The following is a 20,660-nucleotide window of genomic DNA, read 5'->3' on the forward strand; positions in this document are numbered from 1 at the left end:
CGTCATCGTGGTGTCACCTGCAGTGGCCAGGCTAGCCGGCCCAGCGCACAGGGGAACGCGCCCGCATGAAAGCCAACGCCACCCGCGCCTGGACGCAGGTGTTCACCCAGCACGGGTCGGTGCTGCGTGGTTTTTTCGTGCGTCGCGGCGCCAACGAGGATGCCGAAGACCTGGTGCAGGAAACCTATCTGCGGCTATTGCGTGCGCATCAGGATCAAGGCGAGGCGATCGCCAATCCCGAGGCGTATCTGTACACGGTGGCGCTGAACCTGGCGCGCGAGCAGGCCGCGCGACGCAAGCAGGCGCCACTGCGCATCGACGAGATGGAACAGTTTTCGCAGTTGCTGGCCGCAGGCGACGACGTGGAAGATGCTGCGCACCGGCAGCAGCGTCAGCAACGCCTGCAGGCCCTGCTGGCTACGTTGCCGGAGCGCACCTGCGCGGTATTGGTGATGCAGTACCGCGACGGGCTCAGTTACAAGCAGATCGCCGAGCGCATGGGGGTGTCGGCGCATATGGTCAAGAAGCATGTGGTGCGTGGCTTGTCGGCCTGCAGACGGGCGGTTGCCGACAGCGGGGACAGCTGGTGAGCAAGCCGGTGTTGCCGAGCCGCAGCGTTGTCGGTGAAGCCGCGCACTGGCATGCGCTGCAACGCATGCAGGCGCTGGATGCGACACAACAGGCCGGCTTTCTGCAATGGCTGACCGCATCGCCGTTGCATGTGCGCGAATACATGGCGGTGCTGCGTGTGGCCGGCGATCTGGGCGATGCCATGCGTGGCATGGACCTGGACGTGGATGCCCTGCTTGCTGCCGACCGGCGCAAGAGTGCCGATGCCACGCCGCCCAACGTGATCGCACTGCCGCTGCGGTCACGAGGGCAGCAAGCACCGCAACCAACTTCCCGGCCGCGCCGCAGCGAAGGCCAACCCAATGCACGCATGCGTAGCTGGCGCACGGGCCTGGCGGCGGCGCTGTGCGGCGTGGCGATCCTGACCGGCTGGGCCTGGCCACGCACGCAGACCTACGCCACCGCGCACGGCGAGCAGCGCAGCGTGCAGTTGGCCGACCGCAGCGTGGTGCATTTGAATGGGCAAAGCAGCCTGCGTGCCACCATGACGCCGTGGAGCCGCCACCTGCAGCTGCTGCGTGGCCAGGCCAGCTTCGTGGTCGCAGCGGACCGGCGCCCGTTGCAGGTGCATGCAGGCCATCTGCGTGTCGAGGATATCGGCACCACCTTCGATATTGCCCTGTATCAACACCAGGCACGCATCGAGGTCGCCGAGGGCCGTGTCCATGTCTGGCGCGACGCGCGCGATGGACAGCCGATGCTCGCCAACCTGGGGGCAGGGCAGAGCGCACGGATCGATGCGGCCACCGGCAAGATCGAACTGGCCAGCGAAGAGGTGGCCGCCATGCATGCCTGGCGGCAGCGGCGCATCGTGTTCCGCGACGCGCCGCTGGCCACGGTGGCCGAAGACTTCAATCGCCTCAACCGCACGCGTTTGTCGATCGACGATGCTGCCGCCGGTGCGCTGCGGCTCACCGGCAATCTGCGCGGTGACGATCTCGCCGCGCTGCGTGCATTTCTGGATGGCCAGCCGAATCTGCGCGTGGTCAGCGCGCCGGGGATGCTGCGCGTGAGCAGCCGGCCTGCGCCGGGAACGGCGACGCGATAGCCACGGCGCTGCACGACGCCGTGATGCGTGCAGCGCCTGCGCATGTCGGATCGCGAGCGCGTGGCGCAAACGCATTGGTCCTGTACGCATTGGATGAGGTTGCCGATGCCATTGCGCCGCGTGCGTAACGATGGCCATCTGCAGCTGCGTCCACGCACATGCAAGACCTCACGTCGTCGCGTGCACGCAGGCGCAGCGCGTTGCACATGCAGTGCATCGCGCCCGCGCACGGTTTGGTGCCTGCGCAGATGTCACAGAAAATTCATCAAAAAGCGGTGCCCGATCGTCGCTGTCGATGCTCGTAGTCCAGGTACAACGCAGCATTCCCGCGTGGCGGGTGGTGTTGCGCATTGCTTCCTCCCCTACTGGATTCCACGATGCGCCGTACGTTGTTTCTTTCGATTGCTCTCGCCCTGCACGCCGGTACCGCTGGCGCCCAGACGGCTGCTGCCACCGTCGCGGTCGAGTCGATTCCGGCCCAGCCTCTGGCGCGCGCGCTCAATGCGCTGTCACGCCAGACCGGGCTGCAGTTTGTCTATGCCGCAGGTGTGGCCGGCAACCCGCAGACCCGCGCCACCGCGGCCGGCGTCGCACCCGAGCAGGCCCTGCAACAATTGCTCGACGGTACCGGCCTGCGCTATCGCTATCTCGATGCGACCACGGTGACCATCGAAACCGCCGAGCCGGCGCCCGGCCTGCCGCCAGCGGCTCCGGCAACGGCCGCGGTCGCCACGGCACCGGTGCCGCGTGCAGACGCGCCGGTGCAGGAACTGGACAGCATCCAGGTGCTCGGCAGTTACGCCGGCAGCCTCAGCGCCGCGTTGCGCCAGAAACGCTACGCCGACAGCGTGGTGGATGTGATCGCCGCCGAAGACATCGGCAAGCTGCCCGCGCAGAACGTGGCCGAGGCGCTGCAGCGCGTGCCGGGCGTGTCGATCGTGCGCGACCGCGGCGAAGGCGTGTACGTGCGCGTGCGCGGCCTGGGTCCGAATTTCCAGGTCACCACGCTCAACGGCCAGACCATGGCGGTCAACGAGAACGTGCGCACCTCCGGCCAGACCGGGCGGCAGTTCCGCTACGACACGCTGCCGGCCGAACTGGTCTCCGGGCTGGATGTGATCAAGAGCCCCACCGCCGACCTGGACGAAGGCGCCATCGGCGGCATCGTCAACGTGCGTACATTCCGCCCGCTGGAGCTGGGCAAGACACTGACCAACGTATCGCTGGAATCCAGCCAGGCCCAGCGCACCCAGGCCAACGATCCGCGCGTCTCCGGGCTGTTCAACTGGGTCAACGCCGAGGGTACCTTCGGCATGCTGATTTCCGGCGCGTATGCGCAACGTACGCTGCGCCAGGATCGCGTCAACGAGGTGAGCTGGGACTATTACCGCAACGGCGTGCCGGGTGTGCCCGGTGCCAATTATGTGCCGACCGGCCTGCGCCCGACGCTGGAACTGGAAGAGCGCGAGCGCACCGGCGTGGCGGCCTCGCTGCAATGGAAGCCCAGCGCGGCGTGGGAGACCAACCTGGATCTGCTCTACGCCAGGCAGACCGTGCATTACGACGAATACAGCATGGGCGTGGGCTTCGACAGCCTGGCCAAGCTGAGCAATCTGCGGGTGCAAAATGGCGGTATCACCGGCTTCGATTATCGCAACGGCCAGGTGCAGATCTCGCGCGAGACCTCCGGCATCACCGACGACAATCGCAGTGCACGCCTGTCCAGCACCTGGAGCGGCGACCAGTGGACGCTGGGCGCAGTGGCGTTCCACTCGCAGGCGCACAGCTACGACTCCGATCCGATCCGGCGCACCCGTCTGCGCAGCGGCACCAACCTGTCGATGCGCGTGGACATGCCGCAAGCCGACGGCGACAACGTACCGGACTGGAGCTTCACCAACGGCTTCGATCCGACCAACCCGGCCACCGTGGCAGGGCGCCGGCTGGAATGGCGCGAGATCGATGCGCGCGACAAGGAAGACGCGCTGCAGTTCGATGCCAGGCGCACACTCGACGGCAGCTTCTTTCGCGACTTCAAGGTGGGCGTCAAGTACCGCCAGCGCTCACGCACCTACGATCGCGCCGACCTGCTGCTCAACAGCATTGCCGGGGTACGTTTCCCGGGCAGCTATTTCACCGCGTTGCCGGTGGGCGACATGCTGTCGGACGCCAACGGCAACCTGCCGCGGCAATGGCTGGCGCCGATCGAATCCGCGTTCTGGGGCAATTGGCCGACCAGCGCCGATCTGAACAACACGCCCAACAGCGCCGACCTGCAGAATTCCTACGAGGTGCAGGAAAAGATCGCCTCGGCGTACGCGATGAGCAACTTCGCCACCCAGCTGGCGGGCCGCGAACTGCGCGGTAATGTCGGCGCGCGCGTGGTGCGCACCGAGCAGGCCACCGACGGCCATGCCGACGTCAACGGCAGCGCACAGCCGGTGCATTTCGAGCGCAGCTATACCAATGTGCTGCCTTCGTTCAACGCGGCCTGGGATGTGCGCGAGGACATGGTGCTGCGGACTTCCGCAGCCAAGGTGATCACGCGCCCGGACCTCACCGATCTGTCGTCCAAGCTCACCTTCAATTCCAGTGGCGAACGCCTCACCGCCAGCGGCGGTAACCCTGCGCTGCAGCCGTTCGAAGCGTGGCAGTACGACCTGACCTTCGAGTGGTACATCGACGGCACCTCGGCACTGACCGGCGGTCTGTTCTACAAGGACATCTCCAGCTTCATCCAGACCCAGATGTCCAATCTGGTCTACCAAGGCCAGACCTATCTGCTGTCGTCCAAGACCAACGGCAGCAAGGCGATGGTGCAAGGCGCGGAAGTGGCGTATCAGCAGGTCTTCAGCGGCCTGCCGTCGCCGCTGGACGGCCTGGGCATGCAGCTCAACTACACCTGGACCGACAGCAAGGCGACCTATCACGACGGCACCGGCAGCTTCACCGACAGCCTGGAAGGCGTGGCCAGGAACACCTACAACGCCGTGCTGTTCTACGAGAAGGGGCCGTTGATGGCGCGCGTCAGCTATAGCTGGAGCGACGACATCCTCAACGCGGTGGGCACCGCCAATGTGGCCACGCTCAACAGCGACCGGTTCGGCAGCCTGGATGCCAATGTCGCCTACAAGGTCAACGACACGCTGTCGGTGTTCGTCAACGCGATCAATCTCACCGGCGAAGTGCAGCGCCAGTTCGTTGGCGATCACTTGTTCGGCGGCTATACCGACTACGGCCGCACCTGGTCGCTGGGGTTGCGCGCGCGCTTTTGACAAGGGCTGGAGACCTGACGGGCAGTTGCCAGCGACGTGCGCTGTGCACCTGGGGCGCTGCGCTTGCGGGTGACATGCCGCCACGGAGGCCTTGCGACGAGCGCAGCCGTCGTGATCGCCGATCCAGTTTGTTGGCGGCAGCCAATGCCGCCACCGGGCGCCTTGCTGCAAGGCGCCATCTGCAAGGGCCATGGCTTCGGCTGTGGCGCTGTTGCCAGCCGCACATCGCCTCGTATCGCGGTGTGCAGCACCTGCATCACGTGTTGAGACCACTCATGTCATTACTGCTTCGTAGCTGTATCGGTTTTTTTGTCTTGATCGTGGCTGGCCTGGCTACGCCGGTAGCGCCTGCCGCCACCACGTCGGAGACGCTTGAGAAAGTCGTCATCCTCAAGCGCCACGGCGTGCGTGCGGCGATGTCCAGCCCGGAGCAACTGGGTCGCTATTCCGCACGTCCCTGGCCACGCTTCGATGTGCCGGCTGGCCACCTGACCGCAAACGGTGCGCGTCTGGAGGCATTATTCGGCACCTATTACCGCGCCCGTTACACGCCGTTGGGTCTGTTCGATGGCGATGGCTGCGCCAACGTCTACTACTGGGCCAATCGCACCCAGCGCACCATCGCCTCGGCGCGTGCGTTGGCAAGTACGCTCACCCCGGGGTGCACGAACACGGTGCACCACGTGGCCGATGACGCGTCCGATCCACTGTTCGACGGCGCGCCGGCATTGCGACAACCCGCTGCGGCGGCATTGATGCGCGCGGCCATCGCCGGCCGCGTCGGCGGCGATGTGGTCGCCTGGAATGCGGCGCAACGCGATGCGATCGACAGCTTGCAGCAACTGTTGCTGCAATGCGCGCAGCGGCCGTGCCCGACCCAGGCCGGTGCCGGCAAGCAACGCCTGGATGCGGTGCCCGCAGGCATGGGCGCTGCCCACGACGGAATCGCCGGTGTCGAAGGCCCGGCACCGGCAGCTTCCGGCATCAGCGAAAGCCTGTTGATGGGCTGGGCCGACGGCCAGGACTTTGCCGCGTTGGGATGGCAAGGCGTGGACGAAGCCAGTCTGCTGCGCGCGTTCGCCCCGCATCAGGCCGAGTTCGCGCTGCGCCTGCGTGCGCCGACGGTTGCGCGCATGGCCAGTACGCCGTTGGCGGCGCGGCTGCTGGCGACATTGCAGCAAGGCAGTGTTGCCAGTGGCAATCGCAATCCATCGCAGGCCACGCCGATCGGTGGCGATGCACGGCTGGTGGTGCTGTCCGGTCACGACGGCACGCTGACCCTGCTGGCCGGCATGTTCGATCTGCATTGGCAGTTGCCCGGTTACCAACCCGACCAGACCGTGCCTGGCGGCGCCTTGGTGTTCGAACGCTGGCGGCGTGCCGATGGGCAGCGCGTGATCCGCCTGCGCTATACCGCGCAGACGCTGGCGCAACTGCGCGAACGCCGCGCGCTGACACCGCAGGCGCCGCCGCCGTCGTCGCCGGTGTTCATTCCCGGCTGCAGCAGCGCCACCCCGGAGTACGACTGCCCGCTATCAACCTTGGCGACATTGATCGACGCCGCGATCGACCCGCATTACCTGAGCGAATGACGCCGCGCGCGCCGGCCGCGACCGGCGCGTGTGGTTGCATCGGCGCATCGGCGCCGTTTCCCTGGCCACCGTGCCAGCCGTTGTTTCTCATCACTGCAAGAGGCGATTTATGCTCCACCAGCGACGTACTCTCGTCAGTCTCGCAATCACTCTCGGTCTTGCCTGCGCAGGCATCGCACAGGCGCAAACGGACGTCGGCGTACTCGACGTACTGACCTACAACGTCGCCGGCCTGCCCGAAGGCCTGTCCAGCGGAACGCCGGCCACCAACACCGCACTGCTCGCACCGAAACTGGCGCCTTACGGGCTGGTCAACGTGCAGGAAGACTTCAACTACCACGCCACGCTGTACGCCGGCGACGCGCATCCCTACCGCACAGCCACCAGTGGCGGTGCCGCGTTCGGCGACGGGCTCAACACGCTCAGCAACTATCCCTTCAGCGACTTCACCCGGGTCAAGTGGAACCAGTGCAACGGCACCGACTGCCTGACCCCGAAGGGTTTCAGTTACATGCGCGTGCGCCTGGCCGACGGCGTGTTGCTGGACGTCTACAACGCGCATCCCAATGCCGGTGTCGAAGCGGGCGACCTGTCCGCACGTCGCGCCAATATCGGCCAGCTCTCGCAGTTCATCCAGACCTGGTCGGCCGGCAATGCGGTGCTGGTGATGATGGATTCCAATACGCGTTACACCCGCAGCGACGACAACATCCGCGAGTTGATCGCCTCCAACGGTTTGACCGATCCGTGGGTGGAACTGATCAAGGGCGCAGCACCGGCGGCCGGCGCCGCACCGCTGTTGTGCGGCACGCCGCCCACCAACAGCTGCGAAGTGGTCGACAAGATCCTGTACCGCGACGCGCCGCAATTGACCCTGGTGGCCAACCGTTACCAGCTCGATGGCGGCGGCTTCTACGACAGCGCCGGCAAGCCGCTGTCCGACCACTACCCGCTGCATGCGCAATTCGGATGGGCCGTGGGCGACCAACTGCGTACCAGCGACCAGTTCGGTGGTCCGCATGGCGTTCCGTTCAACGATCTGGCCGGCAATCCTGGCGTGCGTCCGCTCAGTGGCGTGACCCTGCGCGGCGGTGCGCGCCTGGATGGCGTCGGCGTGATCCTGGACAGCGGCAAGCTGCTCGCGCACGGCGGCAGCGGCGGGCAGGCGACCACACTGTCGCTGGGTGCCAACGAAACGCTGTCCTCGGCCACCTTCACTGTGGGCAAGTACAACGACCGCACCCGCCTGTTCTCGCTGAGCCTGCGCACCAACAAAGGCCGCAGCGTGCAGGTGGGCAGCCCCACCAGCGAGAGCTACACGCTGACCGCTCCCAGCGGCTGGCATATCGCCGGTTTCACCGGTCGCGCGGGTGAGGAGATCGACAAGCTGGGGGTGGTGTATGCGAAGGACTGAGGGCGTTGCGGACTAGCAGCCACTCAGACCCCTCGCAGTCTGCGGCGTGAGCTGCAAAGTAGCGACGCACGGCCATGGATGGCCTCTCTGCTAAAACGGCAATCCACGCAGCATTGAATCTGGCGGCGCGTTGAAACATCCGTGCAGCCGCAACTTTGTGGGAACGAGAATCTAGTCATCCTGCGCAATTACGGATGCTCCGCGATAATCCGTCGGCGGAGCGACGCAATGCATCAACCGTAATGCCCGCGGGGTTCGTGCACATGCGTATCTGCACGCAAGCGCACCCGTGGACGCAACCATTGGGCAAACTCCGCTTCGCTCCATGCGCCATCGGCCAATCCCATCATGGCGACATACTTCTCTTCCTGCGAGGCCATGAGCTCGGCACCATTGAGCACGAGAAAAACGCGGTAGCAGACATGGGCGGTACGCTTGTTGCCATCCACAAACGGGTGATTGCGCGCCAGCCCGTAGGCCAGGCTGGCGGTCAACTGCACCAGATCGGGCGGAGGATCGCCATAAGAAAACAGCTGCTGTGGACGGGCCAGCGCCGAGTCCAGCAATGCCTCATCGCGGATGCCAGCAGCGCCACCGTGTTCGCTCAATTGACGTTCGTGGATGGCCAGGGCAAGCGCGCGCGTGATCCACACGACCATGCGCGTGTTCATTTGGCCAGCTTGTTCAGCACCTGACGGTCCTCGCGCATCACCTGCTCGGCCACATCCATCTGCGCGGCCAGGGTCGGGTCGAACGCGGTCAGCTTGATGCCATCGGGCGTTTCCAGTGCATAGAGTTCGTCGCCCTTGCCCAGCCGCAGGCGGGCGAGCAATTCCTTGGGCAGGATGACGCCAGCGGAATTGCCGATGGAGGTGATCTTGAGCTTCATGGTCGATGCCCTCGTTAGTACGTAAGTTATAACTCCGTCTCCAGCCGATCACAAGCCCGTCCTGGCTGAAGCGGCTCAGCAACCTGCATGGGCCGATCTCGCCTGCTGCGACTGACAGGTGTACAAATGTACACCTTGTCCCGGCCGGCCGTTGCACTCCCATGGAACCTCTCTCCCCCAAGCGTCAGGCGGTGCTGGCTTTCCTGCAGGAGCAGGCCCGTGCAGGGGTATCCCCCAGCCTGGCCGAGATTGCGCAGGCGTTCGGGTTCGCCTCGCGCAATGCCGCGCAAAAGCACGTGCAGGCGCTGGCCGAGGCCGGGTTGATCGAGCTGCTGCCCAATCAGAAGCGTGGCATCCGCATGCCGGGCGGGGCCGCGCGTGATGCCTTGCTGGCCTTGCCGGTGCTGGGCCGGGTAGCGGCCGGTGTGCCGATTGGGGCGGATATCGGCCTGGACCGACAGTTGTGGCTGGACCGCACGCTGTTCTCCTTGCGCCCGGACTATCTGCTGCAGGTGCAAGGCGATTCGATGATCGACGACGGCATCCTGGACGGCGATCTGGTCGGCGTGCATCGCAGCAGCGAGGCGCGCGATGGGCAGATCGTGGTGGCGCGGGTGGATGGCGAAATCACCATCAAGCGGCTGGAGCGCGGTGCCGAACGCATCCGCCTGTTGCCGCGCAACCGCGCGCATGCGCCGATCGTGGTGGCGGCCGATGCCGACTTCGCGATCGAAGGACTGTACTGCGGTCTGATCCGGCAGGGTTGAGATGAGCCAGGAGCCCGCGCGCATCAGGCAGGACGGCAACGCGGCAGTGGCGCTGCCGCTGGACGCCCTGCTGGCCGCGCGCACGGTGTGGCGCGCGGGTCGTGGCACCGCCATCGCCCATGGCGGCGAATCCACCGGGCATGCGGCGCTGGATGCGCTGCTACCCGATGGCGGCTGGCCGCGGCGGGCACTGACCGAATTGCTGTTGCCCGCGCACGGCGTAGGCGAGATCGCACTGCTGTTGCCCACGCTGGCGCGCATGACCGGCGCCAGCAGCCGGGTGGTGCTGGTGGCGCCGCCGTTCATTCCCTATGCGCCGGCCTGGCAGGCGGGCGGGGTGGTGCTGGAACATCTGGAAGTGGTGCAGGCCGAGCCGCGCGATGCCTTGTGGGCGTTCGAGCAATGCCTGCGCAGTGGCGCATGCGCGGCAGTGCTGGGCTGGCCGCAGACCGGCGATGCACGCGCATTGCGGCGGCTGCAGGTCGCCGCCGACAGCGGCAACTGCTGCGCGTTCGCGTTGCGCGATCGCAAGCATGCGGTCAATGCATCGCCGGCGGCGTTACGGCTGGAATTCCTGCCCGAGCGCGATGCCTGGCAGGTACGCAAGTGCCGCGGCGGGCAGGTCCCGTCGCAGCCGTTGCGGCTGGCGCATTGAGGCGCGCGCATGTTGTGGGCCTGCATCTTGCTGCCGCAGCTGGCGCTGGACGCCGTCCTCCGGCGTCTGGAAGAGCCGGACGCGCCGCTGGCGTTGGTGGAAGGCCCGGCGCAGTTGCGCAGCCTGCACTCGGTCAATGCAGCGGCGTCCGCCGCCGGCCTGAAAGCCGGCATGCGGCTGTCGGCGGCGCATGCGCTGATGTCCCATGTACGCACCATCGATTACGAGGCCCAGGCTGAGGCGCGCACGCAGCGGTTTCTCGCGGCGTGGGCGTACCGGCACAGTTCGTTGGTGAGTCAGCAATGGTCGCGTGCCATCGTGCTGGAGGCCGGTGCCAGTTTTCGGTTGTTCGGTCCATGGCCGCGTTTCGAACGCCGCCTGCGCGATGAACTGCAGGCCTTGGGCTTCCGGCACCGGCTCGCACTGGCACCTACGCCGCGCGCCGCGCGCGTGCTGGCCGGTCTGCGCGATGGCATGGTGGTGACGCAGTTGCCGGCCTTGCACGCCACGCTGGACAAGGTACCGGTACGCCGCGCCGCGTTGCCGGGCGATGCCGGCGAGCGCCTTCAACACATGGGCGTGCGCACGCTGGCGGCGGTGCGCGCGTTGCCGCGCGATGGGCTGCGCCGGCGGTTCGGCGCGGGCCTGCTCGAGCATCTGGACCGCCTCTACGGCCAGGTCGACGACCCCCTGGAGTGCTACGCGCCACCGGACCACTTCGACCAGCGCGTGGAGCTCGGCTACGAGGTGGAAATGCATCCGGCGCTGCTGTTCCCGCTGCGGCGCCTGATCGGCGACCTGTGCACCTACCTGTCCATCCGCGACGGCGGCGTGCAACGGTTCCTGCTGCGGCTGGAACACGAGGAAGGCGCCACCGATGTCGAGATCGGCTTGCTGACGCCGGAGCGCGCGCCGACGCTGTTGTTCGAGCTTGCGCGCAACCGGCTGGAGCGGGTGGAGATTCCACGCCCGGTAGTGGCGATGCGCCTGCTGGCGCGGCAGCTGCCACCGTTCGTGCCGGCCATGCGCGATCTGTTCGATCAACGTGCGCAGCAATCGGTGGAGTGGCCGCAGCTGCGCGAGCGCCTGCGCGCGCGGCTCGGCGATGAGGCGGTGTACCGCGTACTGCCGGCCGACGACCCGCGCCCGGAACGTGCCTGGCGGCGCGCCATTGGCGATGCGGTGCGCGACGTTGCGGCGCCGCCGCGTCCGCCGCGCCCGACCTGGCTGTTGCCGCAGCCAGTGCCTCTGCACGAAACGCAGCTGCGCATCATCTCCGGCCCGGAGCGGCTGGAAAGCGGCTGGTGGGACGACGACGAGGCGCGCCGCGATTACTACGTGGTGGAAACCGCGCGCGGCCGGCGTGGCTGGGCGTTCGCCGCTCCTGGCCGTGTCGATGGCTGGATGCTGCACGGGTGGTTCGCATGACCGGTTGCATGCCCTTGCAGCAGCGGTGCATTGCCTGCGGCGCTGGTCATCGCAGCGGTGCCGCACGCGTCCGATGCCACGGACCGAAGAGGCAAACGCAGCGCGTCGATCTGCAGCACATGTGCGGTGGCAGCGCGATGTCGAAGAGGTGCGCGCATGAGCTGGGATGACGCCGTCGACGGCGTGGACCGCGATACCCCCGGTGGGCGCATGCCGCGCGCCTGGACGGTCGCCGCGCGGTTGCGCGCGGCAAACGACGACATCGCCCATGCCATGGTCGCCGATGGGCTGCCTGCCTATGCCGAGCTGCACTGCCTGTCGGATTTTTCGTTCCTGCGCGGCGCCTCCAGCGCCGAACAATTGTTCATGCGCGCGCACCACTGCGGCTACAGCGCCCTGGCGATCACCGACGAGTGCTCGCTGGCCGGCATCGTGCGCGGTCTGGAAGCCTCGCGCGCCACCGGCGTGCGCTTGATCGTCGGCAGCGAATTCACCCTGGTCGATGGCACCCGCTTCGTGCTGCTGGTGGAAAACGCGCATGGCTATCCGCAGTTGTGCGCGCTGATCACCACCGCGCGGCGTGCGGCAAGCAAGGGCGCGTATCGGCTCGGGCGTGCCGAGGTGGAGGCGCAGTTTCGCGCTATGGAACCCGGCGTGTTCGCGCTGTGGTTACCCGGCGCGCAGCCGCAGGCCGAGCAGGGCGCCTGGTTGCAGCAGGTGTTCGGTGAGCGTGCATTCCTGGCGGTGGAACTGCACCGCGAACAGGACGATGCGGCGCGGTTGCTCACCCTGCAGTTGCTGGCGCAGCAACTGGGCATGACTGCTATGGCCAGCGGCGATGTGCATATGGCGCAGCGGCGCGAGCGCATCGTGCAGGACACCCTGACCGCCATCCGCCACGGCTTGCCGTTGGCCGAGTGCGGCGCGCACCTGTTCCGCAACGGCGAGCGCCATCTGCGCACGCGGCGTGCCTTGGGCAACATCTATCCGGATGCGCTGTTGCAGGCCACGGTGGACCTGGCGCAGCGCTGCAGCTTCGATATCTCCAGGCTTGAATACACCTATCCGCGCGAACTGGTGCCGCAAGGGCATACGCCGGCGAGTTATCTGCGACAGCTCACTGAGGAGGGGATGCGTGAGCGGTGGCCGGATGGAACGCCGGCAAAGGTACGCGCCGACATCGAGAAGGAACTGGCGCTGATCGCGCATAAGAGCTACGAGGCCTTCTTTCTCACCGTGCAGGACGTGGTGCGCTTCGCCCGCGAACAGCACATTCTCTGCCAGGGCCGTGGCTCATCGGCCAACTCGGCGGTGTGTTATGCGTTGGGCATCACCGCGGTCAACCCGGATGAAACGCGTCTGTTGATGGCGCGCTTCCTGTCCGAAAAACGCGACGAGCCCCCGGACATCGACGTCGATTTCGAGCACCAACGCCGCGAGGAGGTGCTGCAGTACGTCTACAACAAGTACGGCCGCGAACGCGCGGCATTGGCGGCGACGGTGATCTGCTATCGCGGCAAGAGCGCCGTGCGCGATGTGGCCAAGGCGTTCGGCCTGCCGCCGGACCAGATCGCGTTGCTGGCCAATTGCTATGGCTGGGGCAATGGCGAAACGCCGATGGAACAGCGCATCGAAGAGGCCGGGTTCGATCTGGCCAACCCGCTGATCAACAAGATTCTTGCGGTGACCGAGCAACTGCGCGATCACCCGCGCCATCTGTCGCAGCATGTCGGCGGATTCGTCATCTCCGACGAACCCCTGTCGCTGCTGGTGCCGGTGGAAAACGCCGCCATGGCCGACCGCACCATCATCCAGTGGGACAAGGATGATCTGGAAACCATGAAGCTGCTCAAGGTCGATTGCCTGGCGCTGGGCATGCTGACCTGCATCCGCAAGACGCTGGAGCTGGTGCGCGGCCACCGCGGGCGCGATTACAGCATTGCCACACTGCCAGGTAATGACGAGCCGACCTACAAGATGATCCAGCGCGCCGACACCGTGGGCGTATTTCAGATCGAGTCGCGCGCGCAGATGGCGATGTTGCCGCGGCTCAAGCCTGCGGTGTTCTACGACCTGGTGATCGAAGTGGCGATCGTGCGCCCCGGCCCGATCCAGGGCGACATGGTGCACCCGTATCTGCGCCGGCGGCAGGGGCGCGAGGACGTGAACTACCCCTCGCCAGAGGTGGAGGACATTCTCAAGCCGACGCTTGGAGTTCCGCTATTCCAGGAACAGGTGATGGAGCTGCTGATGCACGCTGCCGATTACACCGAGAGCGAAGCGGATAATCTACGCCGCTCGATGGCCGCCTGGCGGCGCGGTGGCGACATGGAACAGCACCGCGCGCGGGTGCGCGAGCGCATGCAGGGCAAAGGCTACGCCTCCACCTTCATCGACCAGATCTTCGAACAGATCAAGGGCTTCGGCTCCTACGGCTTCCCGCAGAGCCACGCCGCCTCGTTCGCCAAGCTTGTCTACGCCAGCTGCTGGCTCAAACGGCATGAACCGGCGGCCTTCGCCTGCGGGCTGCTCAATGCGCAGCCGATGGGCTTCTACTCGGCCAGCCAGATCGTGCAGGACGCACGCCGTGGCAGTCCCGAGCGCGCGCGCGTGGAGGTGTTGCCGGTGGATGTGCTGCACAGCGTCTGGGACAACACGCTGGTCGGTGGCCGGCCCTGGCGCAGCGACCAAGACCCCGGCGAACAACCGGCGATCCGGCTGGGCATGCGCCAGGTCGCTGGATTATCGGAAGTGGTGGCCAACCGCATTGCCGCGGCACGCGCGCAGCGGGCCTTCGCCGATATCGGCGATCTATGCCTGCGTGCCGCACTCGACGAAAAGGCGCGCCTGGCATTGGCCGAAGCCGGCGCCTTGCAGGGCATGGTGGGCAACCGCAACGCCGCGCGCTGGGCGATGGCCGGCGTGGAAGCGCGTCGGCCGCTGTTGCCGGGCAGCCCGCAGGAACGCCCGGTGGAGTTTGCGGCACCGCGCGCAGGCGAGGAGATCCTGGCCGACTACCGCTCGGTCGGCCTGAGTCTGCGCCAGCATCCGATGGCGCTGCTGCGCCCGCAGATGCGGCAGCGGCGCATCCTCGGCCTGCGCGAACTGCAGGGCCGCCGTCATGGCAGCGGCGTGCATGTCGCAGGCCTGGTCACCCAGCGCCAGCGCCCGGCCACCGCCAAGGGCACCATCTTCGTCACCCTGGAAGACGAGCACGGCATGATCAACGTCATCGTCTGGTCGCACCTGGCGCTGCGCCGCCGCCGCGCACTGCTGGAATCGCGCCTGCTGGCCGTCCGCGGCCGCTGGGAGCGCGTGGACGGCGTGGAGCATCTCATCGCCGGCGATCTGCACGACCTCAGCGACCTGCTCGGCGAAATGCAGCTGCCCTCGCGCGATTTTCATTGAAACGGCGCGGACGCGCGCCTGCTACGGCACGCGCATCCACGTCGCCCATCAACGTGAGCCTTTCTGCTTGTGTGTGGGCGCGTTGGCCATCAGGCACGCGCATCCGATGCCAATGCCTGTGGGGCGGCAATCGTGTTGCCGCGCCTGAGACTCGCGATCGAACCCGGTGCAGCAGCATCGGCACGCCACGCGGTACAGATCGACGCAAAAGCGCGGGTGAATAGCGGCCGTGACGGGGCAGCGTCATCCGGCCGGTCTGTGCTACACCATGCACGCTGGCGCGGCCGCGCTGGCTTACCTTTCATCCACGAGGCGATCATGAAGTTGGAGGCGTTGTTCGACCAGTTGCACACCTTGCCCACCGTGCCCGAGGTGGCGCAGGACCTGATTGCCCGGTTCGACGATCCGGCAACCAACATCGATGTGCTGGCGCACACCATCGAGCGCGATCCGGTGATTGCCGCCAAGGTGCTGCGGCTTGCCAATTCGGCGCGCTTCCACGGATTGCGCGACTCCACCAGCGTGGAAGACGCGGCCATGCGGCTGGGTTTCAACACGCTACGCACCCTGGTGCTGGCCTCGGCGATGACCGGCGCGTTCCGCGCCGGCCCGGGCTTTGATCTGAAGGCGTTCTGGCGGCACAGTTTCGAGGTGGCCGGCATCTGCCGCCTGCTGGCGCGCCAGCACGGCGTGGATCCGGAAACCGCGTTTACCTGCGGCATGATGCACAACATCGGCGAGCTGCTGATCCAGTCCGGCGCGCCGGATTACGCCAGCCGCATCAATCACGACAGCTCATCGGCCGGCCATGCCGCCGAAGAAACCCTGCAGTTGGGCTTCGGCTACCCGGAAGTCGGCGCCGAGCTGGTGCGTCGCTGGCAGCTGCCCGCCGTCATCCAGGAAGCGATCGCCTATCAGGTCCGCCCGGCCGCTGCCCCGGAAGGTGCGCGGATGCCGCTGCTGGTCGCCCAGGCGGTGCAGGTGTCCGACGCGCTGCGTGCACATGGTGGCGCCACGCCGGCGGCGTTGGAGGCGGTGCGCGGTCCGTTGATGGACACGGTGGATCTGGATGCCTTGTTCGCCGCATTGCCGGACGTGATCGAGGCCGACCGCGCGTTTGCCGAACTGCTGCATTGATTGGACAGCCGCGCCGACGCCGCCAGCGTCGGCGCAGCCGCTGACGCACCATCGCCGGCAGCAGATCCCTGACGTGCAGGAAAAACGGCAGCGTCCAGTGATCACGGCGATAGCGATGTAACGGCAACGCGTGTCCGCCGCTGCAGCAGCAGACTAGTCGCCTTACGGGCGCGCGGCCTCATCCGCGACCCCTCATCAGCGCACTGTCCCGCCAGCACGGGCGGCAGGCGACCGCCGGTACGAGCGATGGACGTGATGACGAGTCCATCGCTCGTTGTCACCTATCGGCCACGTCGCGCGTCGCTCATCGTCCCTCTGTTGGTCGACAAGCCGCAAAACCGCATCGCCGCATCCTGACGCCATGTACCGGTCGTCTGCATGCCCATGCAGCAGTGTCCGCCACCTCCACACCGTGCGACCTCATGCGTTTGCGATCTGCATGCGCGATGCAGTCGCCGACACACGCTGGTACACGCCTGTTGTCCCCGTCGCTACATCCCCGGGCATTCCAGCCGCCACAGCAGGCACAGTGTCACGCCGCGGCGCAGCTGGACGGAACCCCGTGTAGGCGCTAGCGTGGTCCGGATTTTTTGCCACAGGGGAACTGCCCATGAGCCATGACGCGCAGCCGCGCCAGCTCACCTTCCGCGCCGTCGTGCTGGCCATCGTGCTGGCGGTGGTGCTTTCGGCCGCCAACGCCTATCTCGGCCTGTTTGCCGGCCTGACCATCGCCACCGCCATTCCGGCTGCGGTCGTCTCGATGGGCGTGCTGCGCCTGCTCGGCGGCGGCACCATTCTGGAAAACAACATCGTCCAGACCGGTGCCTCGGCCGGTTCGTCGATCGCGGCCGGGGTGATCTTCACCATCCCCGCGTTGGTGATCATGGGCTACTGGCCGGACTTCAAGTACTGGTGGGTGCTCGGCATCGCCGGCATGGGCGGCTTGCTCGGGGTGCTGTTCTCGGTGCCGTTGCGGCGTTCGATGATCGTCGAAGACCCGCTGCCGTTCCCCGAAGGCAAGGCGGCGGCCGAGGTGCTCAAGGCCGGTGAAAACCCCGGCCCGGGCCTCAAGATCCTGGCGATGTCCGGTGCGATCGGCGCGCTGGTCAAGCTGGGTGCGGCCAGCGGCCTGCGGGTGATCCCGGACACCTGGGCGCAGGCCACCTACCTGGGCAGCAGCCGGCTGGTCGGCTATCTAGGCACCAATCTGTCGCCGGCGCTGCTGGGCGTGGGCTACATCGTCGGCCTGAATGTCGGCATCGTGGTGCTGTCCGGGTCGATCCTGTCCTGGCATATCGCCATTCCGCTGTATCAGCAGTTCTTCATGGGCAGCGACCCGGCCCTGGCGCAGAGCTTGGTCGGTGCGCCAGCGGCCGATGCGGCATTCGGCATCTGGGGCGCGAAGATCCGTTACCTGGGTGTCGGCGCGATGCTGATCGGCGGCGTATGGACGCTGTTCTCGCTGCGCAAGTCGCTGTTGTCCGGCGTCAAGAGCGGCTTTGCCGCCGCGCGCAAGAGCGGTGGCGGTGTGGTCGCCGAGACCGAGCGCGACCTGCCGATGAAGTGGATGCTGGCGGCGCTGGTGCTGTGCACCTTGCCGTTGCTGGGCCTGTACCAGGCGATCGTGCAGCAGTGGCACGTGTCGATCCCGATGACCATCATCATGATCGTGGCCGGCTTTCTGTTCGTGTCGGTGTCCGGCTATCTGGCCGGCTTGATCGGCTCGTCCAACAACCCGGTCTCGGGCATCACCATTTCCACCATCCTGTTCGCCTCGGCGGTGCTGGTGCTGTTGCTCGGCAAGGATGGTCTGGTGCCGGTCGGCATCGGCGCGGCGCCGTTGGGTGCGGTGGCGGCGATCATGATCGGTGCGGTGGTGTGCTGCGCGGCAGCGGTGGGTGGCGACAATCTGCAGGATCTCAAGGCCGGCTATCTGGTCGGCGCCACGCCGTGGAAGCAGCAGCTGATGCTGGGCATCGGCGCGTTTTCCTGCGCACTGATCATGGCGCCGGTGTTGAACCTGCTGGCGCAGGCCTACGGCATCGGCCCGGCCACGCCGCAGCACCCCAACTCGCTCGCTGCACCGCAGGCCACGCTGATGGCCTCGGTCGCCAAGGGCCTGTTCGGCGGGCAGCTGCCGTGGTCGATGATTGCCATCGGTGCCGCCGTGGGCGCGGCGATCATCGCGCTGGACGAATGGCTGAAGAAGACCGGCAAGCGCTTCCGTGTGCCGGTGCTGGCGGCGGCGATCGGTATCTACCTGCCGCTGGAGCTGATGGTGCCGATCTTCCTCGGCGGCCTGATCGCGCACCTGGTGGAGCGCTTCCACAAGATCCGCGCCGACGACGAAGATGGCCGCGACCGCGTGCATCGCCCGGGCGTGCTGTTCGCCGCCGGCCTGATCACCGGCGAGGCGTTGATGGGGATCGCCATCGCGGTGCCGATCGTGCTGTCCAGCCGCGCCGATGTGCTGGCGTTGCCGGCCAGCCTGCAGCTCAACCAATGGTTCGGCCTGGCGATCCTCGCCCTGGTCGGCTGGCTGCTGTACCGCGTCGGCAAGCGCGGCGAACAGACCGCCTGAGGGTAACGCTTCACCAAGGCATGCGCCCGCGCGCTGCCTCTCGACGGACACGCATCGCTGTATGCGTGTCCGTTTTTCGTTGTGGCATTAAAACCGGATTGCCGCTGTTCTGATTGCCTTGCCGCAGACGCGGTTCGAATGCGGCCCTGTTGCCGAACGCGCAAGTGCAGCAGCATGCCGGCACGGCATGGTGCACCGAATCGATGCCGTGACCGCACAGCGGCATATCCAGTTCGAACATCCCTGCAAGCTCGTGCATTGCCACCGTGAGCGGACCTGCATTGCCGGTGCAGGGCAACGTCGTTGGCGCATCTGGTTAATCAGCTGACACGACGAGAGCAGCTGCACTGCGCCAACGCATCAAGCGTTTGCCGATCGCGCAATGCAGGCACAGCATTCAGGCCATCGCGTCTGTACCACCGCAGCGCCTTTGCGCCGGCTTTACGCCCCACCCAGGCCTCGTGCATAGCGACTTTATGCGGCTGCTCCGTATCGTGCCGTCTCCCGCACCGATGGTGCACCACGGCGACCGCATGCCTCGATCGATCCCGGTGACACGCCACGGCGCAGCTCATCGCACCGCCTGACCCCCATAAATGATGGGTGTGGAAAAGCGACTCGCATCACGCTGTGCGACATCCGCACACTGTTGAGGCCGCTTTTGTCACCGACGGCGTTTTCGGACCTGCCGACGCCTATAAGATCGATTGGCAACACGCCGCCCTCCAGCGGCCATGCAGTCGTTCGACATCCACGCGCATTCCCCCTCCCACTGCTGGCCGTTCACGCGATCTCGCCAGCGTCTTGCCATGGAAACCACTGCAATGCTGACTGCTGCTAACTCCCATCGTTCCACCCGCGCACGCCGTGCCCCCTTGCTGAGCATCGCCCTGGCCGGTGTGCTGTGCAGCCTTGCGCTGCAGGCGCAGGCACAGGAGGCCACCGACGCGGCGCTGTGTACCGATCGCCCGACCAAGGCCAATTCCACCTGTACCGTGCCTACCGGCGCCTGGCAGCTGGAAACCGACATCGGCAGCTACACCCGCGACAGCCAGCCCGGCACGCGCGTCGAAACCTCGGTGTTCACCAACCCCACGCTCAAATACGGCGTCAGCGACCGCATTGATCTGCAACTCAACTGGGCCCCGCAGCTGCAGGTCAAGACCACCGACCGTGCCACCGGTGCGCGCAGCAGCCTGAGCGGCGGCGGCGATATCTTTCTGCGCATGAAGGCGCGTTTCTACGAAAGCGATACCGCCAGCGTGGCGTTGCTGCCGTTCGTCAAGGCACCGACCGCGCGCACCGGCCTGGGCAACGACGAGTGGGAAGGCGGCGTCGCATTGCCGATCAATTTCGCGCTGCCCAACAGCTTCTCGCTGACCTTCGGGCCCGAGGTGGATTGGTTGGCCGACAGCGATGGCAGCGGCAAGCATGTTGCGCTGATCAACGCGATCAACCTGGCGCATCCGCTCACCTCCAAGTTGTCGATGGCGGTGGAAGTGTGGTCCTCGATCAACCGCGACCCGGCGCAGACCATCGAGCAGTATTCGGCCGACATCGCCGCTGCGTATCTGCTCAATCCGCTGCTGCAGCTGGATGTGGGCGCCAATTTCGGCCTCAACGACCGCACCCCGGACGCGCAGGTGTATGTGGGCATGTCGCACCGCTTCTAACGCGCGCAGCGCGCTGCGCACACAAAACGCCGCTGCGGTCCGCGCCTGTGCGGACTGCAGTGTTCCGCAGGTAACCGCTTCAGATATGTAATAACTACCCGGTGCGGTGCGACACTATGTCGTCAGTCTGCCGGGCATGCCGGTGCCGGTCTCGCCAGAGGTA

Annotated in this window: 14 protein-coding genes; 12 read left to right on the forward strand and 2 right to left on the reverse strand. The window is 66.6% G+C overall.

The window, feature by feature from the left end; translation table 11 throughout:
* Nucleotides 1-65: 65 nt before the first annotated feature.
* The 5 genes from AC1PLA_RS06180 to AC1PLA_RS06200 all read left to right on the forward strand — a co-directional run bounded on the left by AC1PLA_RS06180 (nt 66) and on the right by AC1PLA_RS06200 (nt 7,959).
* Nucleotides 66-590 carry an RNA polymerase sigma factor gene (locus AC1PLA_RS06180; protein WP_024938642.1) on the forward strand — a complete coding sequence of 175 codons (525 nt, stop codon included), beginning with the start codon at nt 66-68 and terminating at the stop codon, nt 588-590.
* A gap of 65 nt (nt 591-655) precedes the next feature.
* Nucleotides 656-1,678 carry a FecR family protein gene (locus AC1PLA_RS06185; RefSeq protein ID WP_481106165.1) on the forward strand — a complete coding sequence of 341 codons (1,023 nt, stop codon included), beginning with the start codon at nt 656-658 and terminating at the stop codon, nt 1,676-1,678.
* Between the two features lie 377 nt (nt 1,679-2,055).
* Entirely contained in the window at nt 2,056-4,953 is a 2,898-nt protein-coding gene (locus AC1PLA_RS06190) for a TonB-dependent receptor (RefSeq protein WP_481105789.1), read from the forward strand.
* 275 nt (nt 4,954-5,228) lie between these two features.
* Nucleotides 5,229-6,545, forward strand: coding sequence for a histidine-type phosphatase (locus AC1PLA_RS06195; RefSeq protein WP_481105790.1), 1,317 nt, complete (start codon nt 5,229-5,231; stop codon nt 6,543-6,545).
* Nucleotides 6,546-6,654: 109 nt separating this feature from the next.
* Nucleotides 6,655-7,959, forward strand: a complete 1,305-nt coding sequence (locus tag AC1PLA_RS06200; protein WP_104647152.1) for a jacalin-like lectin — start codon at nt 6,655-6,657, stop codon at nt 7,957-7,959.
* Between the two features lie 233 nt (nt 7,960-8,192).
* On the opposite strand, the gene AC1PLA_RS06205 is transcribed toward AC1PLA_RS06200, so the two are convergent.
* Complete coding sequence (locus AC1PLA_RS06205) at nt 8,193-8,618, reverse strand: type II toxin-antitoxin system death-on-curing family toxin (RefSeq protein WP_024938646.1); 426 nt, start codon at nt 8,616-8,618, stop codon at nt 8,193-8,195.
* 8 nt (nt 8,619-8,626) lie between these two features.
* Entirely contained in the window at nt 8,627-8,848 is a 222-nt protein-coding gene (locus AC1PLA_RS06210; protein ID WP_016849390.1) for an AbrB/MazE/SpoVT family DNA-binding domain-containing protein, read from the reverse strand.
* A 161-nt stretch (nt 8,849-9,009) separates the two neighbouring features.
* On the opposite strand from AC1PLA_RS06210, the gene lexA reads away from it, so the two are divergent.
* From lexA to AC1PLA_RS06245, 7 genes are all read left to right on the forward strand, one after another.
* On the forward strand, nt 9,010-9,615 hold the full coding sequence (gene lexA, locus AC1PLA_RS06215; protein ID WP_039523995.1) for a transcriptional repressor LexA: 606 nt from the start codon (nt 9,010-9,012) through the stop codon (nt 9,613-9,615).
* Between the two features lies 1 nt (nt 9,616).
* The gene (imuA, locus tag AC1PLA_RS06220; protein ID WP_024938648.1) at nt 9,617-10,270 is read left to right on the forward strand and encodes a translesion DNA synthesis-associated protein ImuA; all 654 of its coding nucleotides are present in this window, start codon (nt 9,617-9,619) and stop codon (nt 10,268-10,270) included.
* Nucleotides 10,271-10,279: 9 nt separating this feature from the next.
* Entirely contained in the window at nt 10,280-11,698 is a 1,419-nt protein-coding gene (locus AC1PLA_RS06225; protein ID WP_054590887.1) for a Y-family DNA polymerase, read from the forward strand.
* A gap of 156 nt (nt 11,699-11,854) precedes the next feature.
* Nucleotides 11,855-15,106, forward strand: coding sequence for an error-prone DNA polymerase (locus AC1PLA_RS06230; protein WP_481105791.1), 3,252 nt, complete (start codon nt 11,855-11,857; stop codon nt 15,104-15,106).
* Between the two features lie 318 nt (nt 15,107-15,424).
* Nucleotides 15,425-16,243 (forward strand): HDOD domain-containing protein, encoded by an 819-nt coding sequence (locus AC1PLA_RS06235; protein ID WP_054590888.1) that lies wholly within the window; start codon nt 15,425-15,427, stop codon nt 16,241-16,243.
* Nucleotides 16,244-16,853: 610 nt separating this feature from the next.
* A complete protein-coding gene (locus AC1PLA_RS06240; RefSeq protein WP_047125795.1) occupies nt 16,854-18,824 on the forward strand; it encodes an OPT family oligopeptide transporter in 1,971 nt (656 codons plus the stop codon).
* 824 nt (nt 18,825-19,648) lie between these two features.
* Entirely contained in the window at nt 19,649-20,497 is an 849-nt protein-coding gene (locus AC1PLA_RS06245; RefSeq protein ID WP_166772487.1) for a transporter, read from the forward strand.
* Nucleotides 20,498-20,660 lie beyond the last annotated feature (163 nt).

The sequence above is a fragment of the Xanthomonas sp. NCPPB 1826 genome, from assembly GCF_056725285.1.

Bases quoted from the DNA above. Each gene is read 5' to 3' on its own strand.
- AC1PLA_RS06180 (WP_024938642.1), top strand. From the start codon at position 66: ATGAAAGCCAACGCCACCCGCGCCTGGACGCAGGTGTTCACCCAGCAC.
- AC1PLA_RS06185 (WP_481106165.1), top strand. From the start codon at position 656: ATGCAGGCGCTGGATGCGACACAACAGGCCGGCTTTCTGCAATGGCTG.
- AC1PLA_RS06190 (WP_481105789.1), top strand. From the start codon at position 2,056: ATGCGCCGTACGTTGTTTCTTTCGATTGCTCTCGCCCTGCACGCCGGT.
- AC1PLA_RS06195 (WP_481105790.1), top strand. From the start codon at position 5,229: ATGTCATTACTGCTTCGTAGCTGTATCGGTTTTTTTGTCTTGATCGTG.
- AC1PLA_RS06200 (WP_104647152.1), top strand. From the start codon at position 6,655: ATGCTCCACCAGCGACGTACTCTCGTCAGTCTCGCAATCACTCTCGGT.
- AC1PLA_RS06205 (WP_024938646.1), bottom strand. From the start codon at position 8,618: ATGGTCGTGTGGATCACGCGCGCGCTTGCCCTGGCCATCCACGAACGT.
- AC1PLA_RS06210 (WP_016849390.1), bottom strand. From the start codon at position 8,848: ATGAAGCTCAAGATCACCTCCATCGGCAATTCCGCTGGCGTCATCCTG.
- lexA (WP_039523995.1), top strand. From the start codon at position 9,010: ATGGAACCTCTCTCCCCCAAGCGTCAGGCGGTGCTGGCTTTCCTGCAG.
- imuA (WP_024938648.1), top strand. From the start codon at position 9,617: ATGAGCCAGGAGCCCGCGCGCATCAGGCAGGACGGCAACGCGGCAGTG.
- AC1PLA_RS06225 (WP_054590887.1), top strand. From the start codon at position 10,280: ATGTTGTGGGCCTGCATCTTGCTGCCGCAGCTGGCGCTGGACGCCGTC.
- AC1PLA_RS06230 (WP_481105791.1), top strand. From the start codon at position 11,855: ATGAGCTGGGATGACGCCGTCGACGGCGTGGACCGCGATACCCCCGGT.
- AC1PLA_RS06235 (WP_054590888.1), top strand. From the start codon at position 15,425: ATGAAGTTGGAGGCGTTGTTCGACCAGTTGCACACCTTGCCCACCGTG.
- AC1PLA_RS06240 (WP_047125795.1), top strand. From the start codon at position 16,854: ATGAGCCATGACGCGCAGCCGCGCCAGCTCACCTTCCGCGCCGTCGTG.
- AC1PLA_RS06245 (WP_166772487.1), top strand. From the start codon at position 19,649: ATGCTGACTGCTGCTAACTCCCATCGTTCCACCCGCGCACGCCGTGCC.